Origin of the sequence: Bradyrhizobium sp. SK17 (assembly GCF_002831585.1) — a bacterium.
Lineage (GTDB): Bacteria > Pseudomonadota > Alphaproteobacteria > Rhizobiales > Xanthobacteraceae > Bradyrhizobium.
The window spans coordinates 773,087-786,508 of sequence record NZ_CP025113.1 but is presented as its reverse complement, the minus strand read 5'-3'; the positions used below and the strand labels follow the sequence as shown (position 1 = coordinate 786,508).

General features: G+C 64.9%; 10 protein-coding genes. 5 read left to right on the top strand and 5 right to left on the bottom strand.

Translation table 11 applies throughout. The features are described 5' to 3' along the window. Positions 1-47 precede the first annotated feature (47 nt). The 3 genes from CWS35_RS03680 to CWS35_RS03670 form a co-directional block, all read right to left on the bottom strand. On the bottom strand, positions 48-263 hold the full coding sequence (locus CWS35_RS03680) for a hypothetical protein (RefSeq protein WP_100950826.1): 216 nt from the start codon (positions 261-263) through the stop codon (positions 48-50). A gap of 107 nt (positions 264-370) precedes the next feature. Continuing rightward, the gene (locus tag CWS35_RS03675) at positions 371-592 is read right to left on the bottom strand and encodes a cysteine rich repeat-containing protein (RefSeq protein ID WP_024581572.1); all 222 of its coding nucleotides are present in this window, start codon (positions 590-592) and stop codon (positions 371-373) included. Between the two features lie 42 nt (positions 593-634). Further along, a complete protein-coding gene (locus tag CWS35_RS03670; RefSeq protein WP_168226257.1) occupies positions 635-1,414 on the bottom strand; it encodes a cysteine rich repeat-containing protein in 780 nt (259 codons plus the stop codon). Positions 1,415-1,696: 282 nt separating this feature from the next. On the opposite strand from CWS35_RS03670, the gene CWS35_RS03665 reads away from it, so the two are divergent. Together CWS35_RS03665 and CWS35_RS03660 are read left to right on the top strand one after the other, a co-directional pair. Continuing rightward, complete coding sequence (locus tag CWS35_RS03665; protein ID WP_100955992.1) at positions 1,697-2,812, top strand: efflux RND transporter periplasmic adaptor subunit; 1,116 nt, start codon at positions 1,697-1,699, stop codon at positions 2,810-2,812. Between the two features lie 10 nt (positions 2,813-2,822). After that, the gene (locus tag CWS35_RS03660) at positions 2,823-5,993 is read left to right on the top strand and encodes an efflux RND transporter permease subunit (RefSeq protein ID WP_100950822.1); all 3,171 of its coding nucleotides are present in this window, start codon (positions 2,823-2,825) and stop codon (positions 5,991-5,993) included. Between the two features lie 134 nt (positions 5,994-6,127). Here the strand turns inward: CWS35_RS03660 and CWS35_RS03655 are convergent, their stop codons facing one another. Beyond that, complete coding sequence (locus tag CWS35_RS03655; RefSeq protein WP_100950820.1) at positions 6,128-7,129, bottom strand: NADP-dependent oxidoreductase; 1,002 nt, start codon at positions 7,127-7,129, stop codon at positions 6,128-6,130. A gap of 215 nt (positions 7,130-7,344) precedes the next feature. On the opposite strand from CWS35_RS03655, the gene CWS35_RS03650 reads away from it, so the two are divergent. From CWS35_RS03650 to CWS35_RS03635, 3 genes are all read left to right on the top strand, one after another. Further along, positions 7,345-8,634, top strand: coding sequence for a dicarboxylate/amino acid:cation symporter (locus CWS35_RS03650; RefSeq protein ID WP_024581577.1), 1,290 nt, complete (start codon positions 7,345-7,347; stop codon positions 8,632-8,634). Between the two features lie 12 nt (positions 8,635-8,646). Further along, complete coding sequence (locus CWS35_RS03645) at positions 8,647-9,564, top strand: amino acid ABC transporter substrate-binding protein (protein WP_100950818.1); 918 nt, start codon at positions 8,647-8,649, stop codon at positions 9,562-9,564. A 456-nt stretch (positions 9,565-10,020) separates the two neighbouring features. Continuing rightward, positions 10,021-12,432, top strand: coding sequence for an EAL domain-containing protein (locus tag CWS35_RS03635; protein WP_100950816.1), 2,412 nt, complete (start codon positions 10,021-10,023; stop codon positions 12,430-12,432). A 26-nt stretch (positions 12,433-12,458) separates the two neighbouring features. Here CWS35_RS03635 and CWS35_RS03630 read toward each other — a convergent pair whose 3' ends face one another. Further along, positions 12,459-13,394 (bottom strand): RimK family alpha-L-glutamate ligase, encoded by a 936-nt coding sequence (locus CWS35_RS03630; protein ID WP_100950814.1) that lies wholly within the window; start codon positions 13,392-13,394, stop codon positions 12,459-12,461. Positions 13,395-13,422: the final 28 nt, after the last annotated feature.

The following is a 13,422-nucleotide window of genomic DNA, read 5'->3' as shown; positions in this document are numbered from 1 at the left end:
CAGAGGGAAAATGCGCGCACCGACGCCGCTGCGTGGCGGCGAAGCGCTCAGTAGCAGCGGCGGACCTTCACCCCGTCGACCCAAATCCAGCGGCAGCCGGCGACGGGCGGCCTGCGGACCACGACTGCCCCGCGATAGCCGGCGCAGCCGGCGCGATAGACGCCGCGGGCGCAAACCACCGCATTGGCGTCGGAGGACTCAAAGGTCATGGTCGCGGCAAAGCACAGCAGGGCCGCGGCGATCAGCAAAATTGAACGCGTCATGATTCCCTCTCCCGGAGTGAAGTATTGTTGGCCTGTGGGTGACAACAAGGTGCTGCGGCTCCGTGCCCGGCCAATCGCCGGACACATGTCGTCTCACCGTCGGGCGGCTATTTCTTTTCCGCTTCCACCAGCACCTTCTTGCAGGCGGGCGTCAGCTTGTCGCTCTCCTTGGCGAGACAGGCGATGATCCGTCCGCCGCCGGGCGTCACGCTCTTGCAGAACTTCTGGTAGTCGCCCATGCAGGCGTCGCGTTGCGCCGTGGTCAGCTCCTGGGCAAGGACGGCGGTTGAGCCGCAAAGCAGCGCGGCGGTCAGGACAATACGCAGCATCGATCGCTCCCTCTTCCGGTCAGTCGCGTGAAAAAAGCGGGATCAGCGCGCCGCGAACGGCGCCAGCACCTCACGGCATGCCGGCGACAGCGAGCCGGCATTGGTTGCCAGGCATTGCACGATCCGCCCGCCGCCAGGTTGCACGCCGCCGCAGATCGAGCGGACGTCGCCGCCACAGGCCGAGCGCAGCACGAACAGCTCTTCGCGCGGTCGCAACGGCCGTAGTACGATCACAGCCGGTGCCGCAGCCGGCGCGGCCGCTGGTGCCGGCGCGGCGTCCGCGGCCGGCGCGGTGCCACCGCCGCCGGCAGCCGCCACCGCCTTCTCGCAGGCCGGTGAGAGCTTCGCCTTGTTCTTCTCCAGGCATTGCAATGCGGGCGCGCCGCCGGTCGGCACACCGGCGCAAACCTTGGGATAGTCGGAGCGGCACGCACTGCGGATCGCCGAGATCTGCGCGCTGCTTGGCTTTCCTGCGGCGGCAGCTTTCGGCGCCGCCGTCTCCGCGGGCTTGGCCGCGGTGGTTGCGGGCGCCGCGTCGGTCTTGGCTGCCGCGGGCGCGGCGGCCGGTGCTTCCACGGCCTTGACCGCGCTGGCGCAGCCGGGACCGAGGCTTGCCATGTTCTTCTGCAAGCATTGCAGCGACGCTTCGCCGCCCGGCGGGACGCTGGAGCAGTGTGCGATGTAGTCGTTGCGGCATTGCGACTTGATGGCGTCGCGCTGCGCCTGGCTCGGCGCCTGCGACATCGCCGGCGTGGTGCTGATGAATGCCGCAACCGCAAGCCATGCGGAGTGCTTCGTTGCACGTGTCAACGCATTGATCATCTGAATAAATCCTCTTGTCGCGCCGGAAGCCGCCGGCTCAACTGAACTGCGTTCTGAAAATTCTTGCTGTAGCAACCTTCGCGAGCGGTATCATTTTCGCTTTCGAGTTCCGCTGCAAGCGGATTGTTGCTATGGAGGGCAAAGCTGATTTCACTCGGCGTGTTTGATTTAAGTCATTTGCATTGAGGCCCGGAAATGAAGCATGCGCGCGCATCGGCACATTTCATGCGGATCAATTTTGTGCGGCTGCGAAGTGCACCGCTTGCGCGTGCGGCGTTCGTCATGTCCGCCTTCGTCGGTTTAAGTGCCTGCGAGCAAAACAGTTTTGTGGCGCCGCCGCCGCCCAAGGTCGAGGTTGCGCCGCCAGTGCAGCGCGCCATCACACGCTATCTGGACGCAACCGGAAACACCGCGCCGATCAAGACCGTCGATCTCGTCGCGCGCGTGCAGGGCTTCTTGCAGGCGATCAACTATCAGGACGGCTCCGCCGTGAAGCAGGGGACCACCCTGTTCACGATCGAGCCGGAGACCTACAAGCTGAAGCTGGAGCAGGCGCAGGCCGCCGAGGTCGGTGCGCAGGCGACGCTGAAGCAGGCCGAGGCCGACTTCAAGCGGCAGCAGGATCTGGTGCAGCGCCAGGCGGTGTCGCAGGCGACGCTGGACACCTCGACATCGACGCGGGACAACGCCCAGGCCAATCTGCAACAGGCCCAGGTCAACACCAAGATCGCCGCGGTGAATTACGGCTACACCAATGTGGCAGCGCCGTTCGACGGCATCGTCAGCAACCATCTGGTCTCGGTCGGCGAACTGGTCGGCGTGGCATCGCCGACCCAGCTTGCCACCATCGTGCAACTCGACCCGATCTATGTGAATTTCAACGTCAATGAACAGGATGTGCAGCGGGTGCGCGACGAAGCGCGCCGGCGCGGCATCTCCGTCAGCGACATCAGGCAGCTGCCGATCGAGGTCGGCCTACAGACCGAGACCGGCTATCCGCACAAAGGCAAGCTCGACTACATCTCGCCGACCATCAACCAGTCGACCGGAACGCTCGCCGTCCGCGGCCTGGTGCCGAATCCGGAGCGCGTGCTGTTGCCCGGCTTCTATGTCCGGGTTCGCGTGCCGTTCGACAAGCAGGACAACGCGCTGCTGGTGCCTGACGTCGCGATCGGCAGCGATCAGGCCGGCCGTTACGTCCTGGTCGTCAATGCCGACAATGTGGTCGAGCAGCGCAAGGTGACGACCGGCCCGCTCGATGACGGCCTGCGCGTCATCGAGAGCGGGCTGAAGGTCGATGACCGCGTCGTGACCGCCGGTCTGCTGCGCGCGATCCCCGGACAGAAGGTCGATCCGCAGATTCAAAAGGGCGCCGCGACGCCGGCCGCGGCCAAGTGAGGGGCGCGCCATGATCTCGAAATTCTTCATCGAGCGGCCGGTCCTGTCCAACGTCATCGCGATCCTGATGATCCTGATCGGCGGGGTGGCGCTGTTCAATCTCGCGATTGCGCAATATCCCGACGTGGTGCCCCCGACGGTGCAGGTGACGACGCGCTACCCCGGCGCGTCGGCGAAGACCGTGATCGACACCGTGGCACTGCCGATCGAGCAGCAGGTCAACGGCGTCGAGGACATGCTCTACATGCAGTCCTATAGTGGCGCCGACGGCACCTACACCCTGACGGTGACCTTCAAGATCGGCACCGACCTCAATTTCGCGCAGGTGCTGGTGCAGAACCGCGTCTCCTCGGCGCTGTCGCAATTGCCGACCGCGGTGCAGAACCAGGGCGTCACGGTGCAGAAGCGATCGACCTCGATCCTGCTGTTCGTGACGCTGACCTCGCCGAACAAGACCTATGACAGCCTGTTCCTGTCGAACTACGCCACCATCAACATCCGCGACGAGCTGTCCCGCCTGCCGGGCGTCGGCAACGTCACGGTGTTCGGCGCCGGGCAATACTCGATGCGGGTCTGGCTCGATCCGAACAAGCTGCAAGCGCGCGGATTGATGCCGCAGGACGTCATCCAGGCGATCCAGCAGCAGAGCCAGCAGGTCACCGCCGGGCAGGTCGGCGCGCCGCCGGCGCCGCAGGGGCAGGCTTTCCAGTATACGCTGAACGTCAACGGCCGGCTCGATGACGCGAGCCAGTTCGAGAACATCATCGTCAAGACCGGCAATGTCGGCGACGTCATCCGGGTCCGCGACCTCGGCTCGGTCGAGCTCGGTGCGCAGACCTACAGCCAGGTGTTCTCGCTGAACCAGAAGCCGGCCACCGGCATCGGTGTGTTCCTGTCGCCGGGCGCCAATGCGCTCCAGGTCGAGAAGGAAGTGCAGAAGAAGGTGGCGGAGCTCGCCAGGCAATTCCCGCGGGACATCCAGTACGACACGCCGTTCGACACCACCAAATTCGTCCAGGCCTCGATCGACGAGGTCTACCGGACCCTGATCGAAGCCGGCCTGCTGGTGCTGGTGGTGATCCTGGTGTTCCTGCAGGACTGGCGGGCGATGCTGGTGCCGGCGACCACCGTGCCGGTCACCATCATCGGCGCGTTCGCGGCCATGGCCGCGCTCGGCTTCACCATCAACCTGTCGACGCTGTTTGCGATCGTGCTGGCGATCGGCATCGTGGTCGACGACGCCATCGTCGTGGTCGAAGGCGCCGCGCATAATATCGAGCGCGGCATGTCCGGGCATGACGCCGCGATCAAGGCGATGGACGAACTGTTCGCGCCGATCGTCGGCATCACCCTGGTGCTGATCTCGGTGTTCCTGCCGGCCGCGTTCCTGCCCGGGCTGACCGGCCGCATGTACGCGCAATTCGCGCTGGTGATCGCGGCGACTGCGTTGCTCAGTGCGGTCAATGCCGCAACCCTGAAGCCGACGCAGTGCGCGCTGTGGCTGCGCCCGCCGGTGCCACCGGCGCAGCGCAATTTCTTCTACCGCGGCTTCAACGCGGTCTATGACCGGGTGGAGCGGGGCTACACCCGGATCATCGGCGGCATTGCCGGCCACGCCAAGACCTCGGTGCTCGTCGCGCTGGTCCTGATCGGAATTGCCGGCTACGGGCTGTCACGGGTGCCGACCGGCTTCATCCCGATCGAGGACCAGGGCTACCTGCTGGCCGCCGTGCAACTGCCCGACGGCGCTGCGATCGATCGCACCCAGCGGGTGCTCGACCGGGTCACCGAGATCGCCCGCAAGACGCCGGGGGTCGAGCAGGTGGTCAGCATCGCCGGCATCTCGGCGCTCGACAATTCGTCGAGCCTGGCCAATGCCGGCGTCGCCTATGTGATCCTGAAGGACTGGGGCTCGCGCGGCCCGGGTGAGGATCTGCGCTCGCTGGTCTACGGCCTCAACGACCGGCTCGCGGTGATCCCGGAGGCGCGCATCCTGGTGATCCCGCCGCCGCCGATCCAGGGCATCGGCAACGCCGCCGGCTTTGCCATGCAGGTGCAGCTGCGCGACGGCAATGCCGACTACGGCAAGCTGCAAGCGGTCACCGGCGCCGTCGTCAGCAACGCCCAGACGCAAAGCTCGCTGCAACGGGTGCAGTCGTCGTTCCGCTCGATGGTGCCGCAGTTCGACGTCGAGGTCGACCGCATCAAGACCCAGACCCTGCATGTCACCACCGACCAGATCTTCTCGACGCTGTCGTCCTATCTGGGCGCGAGCTACGTCAACCAGTTCACCAAGTTCGGCCGCACCTTCCAGGTCTACACCCAGGCCGACGCGCAATACCGACTGACGCTGCGCGACATCCAGAACATGATGGTGCGCAACAGCAACGGCGACATGATCCCGCTCGGCACCGTGGCGAACATCACGCCGTCGGTCGGGCCGTCGCTGATCAGCCTCTACAATCTCTATCCGTCGGCCACCATCATCGGCCTGCCGTCGCAGGGCTACAGCTCGGGTCAGTCGATGACGCTGATGGAGGAGATCGCCGCCAAGACGCTGCCGCCGGGGACGGGCTATGAGTGGACGGCGATGTCGTACCAGGAGAAGGCGGTCGGCGGTCAGATCTACTTCGTGTTCGCGCTGGCGCTGCTGTTGGTCTACCTCGTGCTCGCCGGGCAATATGAGAGCTGGTATGCGCCGATCTCGGTGATCCTGGCGGTGCCGCTGTCGTTGCTCGGGCCGATGCTGGTGCTGACGGCGCTCCGGATTGAGAACAATCTCTATACCCAGATCGGCACCATTCTCCTGATCGCGCTGTCGGCCAAGAACGCGATCCTGATCGTCGAGGTCGCGCTCGAGCATCATATCCGCGACGGCAAGCCGGTGCTGGAATCGGCGATCGACGCCGCGCGCGCCAGGTTCCGGCCGATCCTGATGACGTCGTTCGCCTTCATCCTCGGCGTGCTGCCGCTGGTGATCGCGACCGGCGCCGGCGCCAACGCCCGCAAGTCGATCGGCATCACCGTGTTCTCCGGCATGATCGCCTCGACCTGCCTCGCGGTGCTGTTCGTGCCGGCGTTCTTCGTCGTGGTGCAGAATTTCGAGAACTGGCGCAAGGCGAAGAAGGGCAAGACGGCCGGGCCGCAAGCCGCGCCGCAGGCCTCGGGTACGGTGCACTAGCCCCGCGTCCTCAATGCATCCCAGTCACCCAGCTGCGTAGGGCGGGTTAGCCGAAGGCGTAACCCGCCATGCCAATGCGAAGGAAAAGGTCGGTTACGCTTCGCTAACCCACCCTACGCACCTGCTTCTCGGCTCTACACCTTCACCATGCGCTTGCCGCGGTTCTCGCCGGCGAGCAGCCCGATCAGCGCCTGCGGCGTGTTCTCGATGCCGTCGATGACGTCCTCCTGCACCTTGAGCTTGCCGGAGGAGACCCAGGATTGCAGGTCGGCGAGCGCCGTGTCGCGCTGGTCCATGTAGTCCATCACGATGAAGCCCTGCATGATCAGCCGCTTCACCACGATCAGGCCGGGCACGCCGCGCGGGCCATGCGCCGACGGCACGCCGTCATACTGTGAGATCGCGCCGCAGCAGGCGATTCGGCCGCGGTTGTTCATCTGCGACAGGCAGGCTTCCAGGATGTCGCCGCCGACATTGTCGAAATAGACGTCGATGCCCTTGGGCGCCGCGGCGCGCAGCGCCTTGTAGGTGGCGCCGTCCTTGTAGTCGACCGCGGCGTCGAAGCCGAGCTCCGATGTCAGCCAGTGACACTTGTCCTTGCCGCCGGCGATGCCGACCACGCGGCAGCCCTTGAGCTTGGCGATCTGGCCGACGATCGAGCCGACCGAGCCGGCCGCGGCCGACACCACCACGGTCTCACCCTCCTTGGGCTTGCCGACATGGAGCAGGCCGAAATAGGCGGTCAGGCCGGCAATGCCGTAGACGCTGAGCAGATGCGTCATCGGCTCGAGCTTCGGCATCTTCGACAGGTGCTTGGCAGGCACCGCGGCGTAATCCTGCCAGCCGGTGTCGCCGAACACGACATCGCCCGGCTTCAGGGCGGGGTCATTCGACGACACCACCTCTGCGATGCTGCCGCCGGCCATCACGGTGTTGGCTTCCACCGCGGCGCGGTAGGTGGCGCCGTGCATCCAGGCGCGGTTGGCGGCATCGAGCGAGATGTAGCGCGTGCGCAGCAGCGCCTCGCCGTCCTTCGGCACGGGGACGGTGCCCTTGGTCAGCCGAAAGTGCTCGGGGCCAAGCTTGCCGGTCGGTTTTTCAACAAGCAGGATCTGGCGATTGACGGTGTCGTTCATTGGCGATGTCTCCCCTCGCGTTGGTCGTTTCGCATGCAATTGGCTGCGCGTTACGCAGCGCATTGCACAGATTGTGCGCTGCATGAACGCTAGTCCGCGCGCTGGCATTCCACAACGGGAACATTTCGGCAAAGTCCCGCTCGGCGCGAAGCGTGTTGCATAGGTGCGTAAATCTGCCACACTTGCCCTTCGCCGGGAACTTACGGGGTAAGAGAATGTCGAACAGGTTTACGCAGTACATCCTGATTGCGATGGTCCTTGGCATCGCGATGGGGACGATTGTCTTCAACTATTTTCCTGACAGCCGTGCCGAAATCGCAGCAGACGTCAACCTGATCGCCATGCTGTTCCTGCGCCTGATCAAGATGATCATCGCGCCCCTGGTGTTCGCAACCCTCGTCGGCGGCATCGCGCATATGGGCAGCGGCGCCAAGCTCGGGCGCATCTTCGCCAAGACCATGGGCTGGTTCGTCTCCGCCTCCTTCATCTCGCTGCTGCTCGGCCTCGTGATGGTCAATCTGCTGCAGCCCGGCGCCAACTTCCCCGGCACGCTGCCCGACAAGGCCCAATCCACCGGCCTGCCGGTGTCGGCGTTCTCGGTCGAGAAATTCCTGACCCATCTGATCCCGACCTCGATCGCCGACGCGATGGCGCAGAACGAGATCCTGCAAATCGTGGTGTTCGCGGTGTTCTTCGCGGTCGCGCTCGGCGCCATGCCCGAGCGGTCGAAGCCGATCATGAGCCTGATCGACGACCTCGCGCACATCATGCTCAAGGTCACCGGCTACGTGATGCTGTTCGCGCCGATCGCGGTGTGGGCCGCGATCATGGCGACGGTCTCGAAGAACGGCCTCGGCGTGCTCTGGAAGCTGATCGTGTTCATGGGCGGCTTCTACCTGTCGCTGCTGCTCCTGTGGGGCATCCTGGTGATGGTCGGCTTCATCGTGATCGGGCCACGCTACAGCCATCTGCTGCGGCTGATCCGCGAGCCGCTGATGATCGCGTTCTCGACCGCCTCGTCCGAGGCGGCCTACCCGAAGACGCTGGAGGGGCTGAACAAGTTCGGCGCCTCCTCGCGGATCTCGGCCTTCGTGCTGCCGCTCGGCTATTCCTTCAACCTCGACGGCACGATGATGTACTGCACCTTCGCGAGCATCTTCATCGCGCAGAGCTATCACATCGAGATGTCGCTCGGCACCCAGTTCGCGATGCTGGCGACCCTGATGATCACCTCGAAGGGCGTCGCCGGCGTGCCGCGCGCGTCGCTGGTGGTGATCGCCTCGACGCTGTCGCAGTTCAACATCCCCGAGGCCGGGCTGTTGATGATCATGGGCATCGACACCTTCCTCGACATGGGCCGCAGCGCCACCAACGTGATCGGCAACTCGCTGGCGACCGCGGTGGTCGCGAAGTGGGAGGGCGAGCTGAAGGCCGAGCATGAGCTCGGGCCCGACGACGCCGTGCCGTCCGATGCCGTCGCCGGTGACGCTGTGCCGGCACATTGACGGGAGGGACGCATGCATCCTGCCCGCTGGAGGCCGATCCTGGCTGAAGGGCTGGTGCTGGCAGCATGTCTGCTGGCAGCACCGGCCCTCGCACAGACGGCCGGCGGCGAGGGGCTCAGCCCCACGCTCGCCAACATCAAGGCCACGCATAGTGTGCGGCTCGGCTATCGCGAGAGTTCGCCGCCGTTCTCGTTCCTCGACCATTCCAATCGGCCGATCGGCTACAGCCTCGAGCTGTGCGACGCGATCGTGGACGAGATCGGGGCAGAGGTCGACGACGCCAACCTCAAGATCGACTACGTCAAGGTCACCTCGGACGATCGCATTCCGGCGGTCGTCGACAAGAAGATCGATCTCGAATGCGGATCGACCACGGCGAATGCGGAGCGCGGCAAGCAGGTCGCGTTCTCGCCACTGATGTTCGTGGCCGGCACCAAGCTGATGGTCCCGAAGGCTTCTAGCGTCAATCAGGTCGGCGATCTCAAGGGCAAGACCGTGGTGGTGACCAAAGGCACCACCAATGAGCAGGCGATGCACAATGTTGATGCCAAGCAATCGCTCGGGCTCAACATCGTCACATCGGGCGACCACGAGCAGTCCTACCAGATGCTGGTGGACGGCAAGGCCGATGCGTTCGCGACCGACGACATCCTGCTCTACGGCCTGATCGCGCGGCACAAGTCGCAGGACAAATTCCGCGTTACCGGCGACTACCTGTCCTACGATCCCTACGGCATCATGTACCGCAAGGGTGAGCCGCAGATGAAGGAAGTGGTCGAGCGCGCATTCCGCAAGCTCGCCTCGAACCGCGACATCATCCCGCTCTACAACAAATGGTTCGTCGCCCGCCTGCCGACCGGCGAGAAGCTCAACGTCGCGCTGTCTCCGCAGCTCGAAGAGGCCTTCAAGGTGCTCGACGAGAGCAATTGAGCTTGGCGTGATACGTTCGAGATCGTCCCGGCCTTGGCCGCAGGGCAATCGCATATGGGCTCGATCTCCCCACAAACTCCGTCATGCCCGGCCTTGTGCCGGGCATCCACGTCTTGATTACCGCGTGAGAAAGACGTGGATGGCCGGGACAAGCCCGGCCATGACGAACGTGGAAACGGCCGCGCAAAACTGTTCGTGGCCATAAGCGATTGCCCCGGCCGCGGCCGGGACGATTGTCGTGCTGGGGCCGCTTGGTTGACCGCTGGTTACCAAGGGCTGGATGCTGCCCGGGATGGACAGGTGCAAGCTGTCGCTCCGCCCCCGACCGGACCGATTGTTTACCATGTCGAGCATCAGTACCGGTCTTTTACGGGGGTTTACCACTCGTAATACGCTGCTGCCTACGGTGGACCCATAACGGCCTCTTATGGATCCATCAATTACGGTACTGATCAGATGTTCAAGGTCTATAATTGCATCGCGACCGAGCATGATTTGTGGCTCGTTGGGCTGGCCGCCGTCGTCTGTAGCCTTGCCTCCTATGCCGCCATCAACCTGCTGCGCCACGCACGGAGTTCGGTCGGTCAGATGCGCGGTGTCTGGATCGTGGTGTCGGCGGTGTCCACCGGCTTCGGCATCTGGGCGACGCATTTCATCGCGATGCTCGCCTTCGCACCGGGACTTCCGAGCGGCTACAATATCAAGCTGACCTTCCTGTCGCTGGTTGCGGCCATCGTGCTGACCGGTGTGGGACTGGCGGTTGCGATGCGTCCGGGCTGGCGCTTCGGGCCGGCACTGGGCGGGGCGATCGTCGCCGGCGGCATCGCCGCGATGCATTACACCGGCATGGCCGCGTTTGAGGTCGCCGGAGTGATCCTTTGGGACCCCGCGCTCGTTGTGGCCTCGATCGTGATCGGTACGGTGATCGGCGCGGCCGCGCTGCCCGCGGGTCTCCATGACCGGTCCCTGAAGTGGAAGGTGTTGGGTGCGCTGCTGCTGACGCTGGCGATCTGCAGCCATCACTTCACGGCGATGGGCGCGGTATCGATCATCCCCGACCCGACGATCGTGGTGCCGCGTTCGGCGCTGCCGGCCGAATGGCTTGCCGGCGCCGTGGGCGTCGCGAGCTTCGTCATCATCCTGCTTGCGTTGACCGGCAGCGCGCTCGACCTGCGCGAACGCCGCCGGATGGAGATCGAGGCCGACCGCATGCGCGGTCTCGCCAACGGCGCGGTCGAGGGGCTGCTGGTCTGCGACGGCGACATCATCGTGACCGTCAATGACAGCTTCGTGCATCTCGCCGGCTCCTCGTCAGAGCAACTCGTCGGCGGCCGCCTCGCAACCTGTTTTCCGGACCAGATCGCGCTCGCCAGGATCGCGGCCGATCCGCACAAGCCGATCGAGACCAATTTGCATCACGCCGACGGTTCGGTGATCCCGGTCGAACTGATCCGGCGATCGCTGGATTTTGCCGGCCGGCCGCATCAGGTCATCGCGGTTCGCGATCTGCGCGCGCGCCGCGAGGCCGAGCGGCACATTCGCTATCTGGCGCACCATGACGCGCTGACGTCGCTGCCAAACCGCAGCCATTTCAACACGCGGATGGATCAGGAGGTCGGCAACGCGCTGGCCAAGGGCGACAAGCTGGCGGTGCTCTGTCTCGACCTCGACCGCTTCAAGGAGGTCAACGACCTGTTCGGTCATGCCGCGGGCGACAAGGTGCTGCAGGCCGTCGCCTCGCGCGTCACCGCAGTGCTCGGCGAGCGGCATATGATGGCCCGGTTGGGCGGCGACGAGTTCGCCATCCTGGTGCCGCAGCTTGCCAGCCCCTCGGCGGTCAGCCATCTGGCCGAATCGATCCTCGATGCGTTGCGCCGCAAGGACATCATGCCCGAGGTCGAAAGTATTTCCAGCAGCGTCGGCATCGCGATCTGCCCGGATGACGGGTCCGAGCGCGAGACCCTGCTGGTGCATGCCGACACCGCGCTCTATCGCGCCAAGACCGAGGGCCGCTCCACCTACCGCTTCTTCGAGGCGAAGATGGGCTCCGACGTCCGCGAGCGGCGCATGATCGAGCACGATCTGCGGCATGCGATCTCGCGTGACGAGTTGTGGCTGGTCTACCAGCCGCAGAAGGACATTCGCACCGGGGTCGTGACCGGCTTCGAGGCGCTGTTGCGCTGGAAGCACCCGACGCGCGGCGTGATCTCGCCCGCGGTCTTCATTCCGATCGCCGAGGAGTCCGGCTCAATCCTGGAGATCGGCGATTGGGTGCTGAGAAAGGCGTGCCAGGAGGCGGTGAACTGGACGCAACCGCTGACGGTGGCCGTCAACGTCTCGGGTGCCCAGCTCTACAACGCCAATTTCGTGCAGGACGTGCACAAGGTATTGCTGGAGACCGGGCTGTCGCCGCGCCGGCTCGAAATCGAAATCACCGAGACGGCGCTGGTCCGCGATTTCAATCGCGCGCTGGCGACGCTGCGGCGGATCAAGGGATTCGGCGTTCGCATCGCCATGGACGATTTCGGCACCGGCTATTCGTCGCTGTCGAACCTGCGCGCATTCCCGTTCGACAAGATCAAGATCGACGGCTCGTTCATCAAATCGGTCGATACCAATGAACAGGCTGCCACGATCGTGCGCGCCGTGCTCGGCATCGGTCGCGGGCTCGGCCTGCCGGTGCTTGCCGAAGGCGTCGAGTCGGATGAAGAGCTGCGTTTCCTGCGTGACGAGTTCTGCGACGAGATGCAGGGCTATCTGCTCGGCGCGCCAGCCAGGATCGAGACGTTCCGCGAACTGACTCACAGTGGCGACGAAGCGCCAAGGGAGGACAAGGCTGCCGTCCGGGAATTGGCGCGGACCGCCTGACGACGGTCGCACCTCGGTTGCGTTGTTCAGCCGAACAGGCAGTCGAGGGCGGAGCCATAGGCTGCCTCGACCAATTCCGGATGGCGGCGGCCCAGCGCTTCCATCTTCACGCCGGCGTTCACTTCGAGGATTTTCCACGCACCGTCGGCGCGCACCACGTCGATGGAAGCGAAGCGAATGCCGACGGCTTGTGCAGCCCTGATGGCCAGTGCGACGCAGGCCTCGCGTGCCGCGCCATCTGCAAGCAGCACCGGCTCTGCGCCGGCATCGAGGTTGTGCCGCCAGTTCAACAGCCGCCGCTCACCAAGCGGCGGAATGGCGTCGAGCGCGGCGACGTCGTGTTCCGTGGTGATGATCTTGAATTGATCTTCGGTCGTCGCCGCCCGCGCCAGCGCGCGCAATGAATGGACGCCGTCGCCGACCACCGACGGGCGGGTCTTGCCGTAGACAATCAGCGCGCGCCCATCGAGCAGCACGACGCGCACCTCGTCCTCGATCTCGACATAGGGCGAGATCGCAAGGCTCGGATGCGCGGCGAGGATGCGCGCCACCGCCGTCTCAAGTTGCGCCCGGGTCGTCACCCGAAACACCAGCTCGCCTGATGTCCCCGCATTGGGTTTGACGACGAGCCCGAGCGGATGCCTGTCCAGCAGAAGCTGTATCGCGTCCAGCGAGTCCGATCCCGGGATGTGCTTGCTGAGCTTTGCGCCGAGAACCAGCGTGTGCGGAAGGGCGGGGACGCCCGCCGACGCCAGCACGTCAGCGCAGGCCGATTTGTCATTGGCAACCTGATGCGCGACCGCGCTGTTCAGCCCGATGTCGTAACCGATCGCGAGCCGTCGCTCGTTGCCCCTGGTCATGATGAGCAGCCAGCCGCCGGACCTGATCTCGATCGCGATATCGTGCGCGAGGCAATATTTTTTGATGGTTTCCAGGAAGATTCGCTGGCTGATCAGAACCACGAGATCATTTTCCCTTTGTTGCTGACTT

Bases quoted from the DNA above. Each gene is read 5' to 3' on its own strand.
- CWS35_RS03660 (WP_100950822.1), top strand. From the start codon at position 2,823: ATGATCTCGAAATTCTTCATCGAGCGGCCGGTCCTGTCCAACGTCATC.
- CWS35_RS03635 (WP_100950816.1), top strand. From the start codon at position 10,021: ATGTTCAAGGTCTATAATTGCATCGCGACCGAGCATGATTTGTGGCTC.
- CWS35_RS03680 (WP_100950826.1), bottom strand. From the start codon at position 263: ATGACGCGTTCAATTTTGCTGATCGCCGCGGCCCTGCTGTGCTTTGCC.
- CWS35_RS03655 (WP_100950820.1), bottom strand. From the start codon at position 7,129: ATGAACGACACCGTCAATCGCCAGATCCTGCTTGTTGAAAAACCGACC.
- CWS35_RS03645 (WP_100950818.1), top strand. From the start codon at position 8,647: ATGCATCCTGCCCGCTGGAGGCCGATCCTGGCTGAAGGGCTGGTGCTG.
- CWS35_RS03670 (WP_168226257.1), bottom strand. From the start codon at position 1,414: ATGATCAATGCGTTGACACGTGCAACGAAGCACTCCGCATGGCTTGCG.
- CWS35_RS03665 (WP_100955992.1), top strand. From the start codon at position 1,697: ATGTCCGCCTTCGTCGGTTTAAGTGCCTGCGAGCAAAACAGTTTTGTG.
- CWS35_RS03650 (WP_024581577.1), top strand. From the start codon at position 7,345: ATGTCGAACAGGTTTACGCAGTACATCCTGATTGCGATGGTCCTTGGC.
- CWS35_RS03675 (WP_024581572.1), bottom strand. From the start codon at position 592: ATGCTGCGTATTGTCCTGACCGCCGCGCTGCTTTGCGGCTCAACCGCC.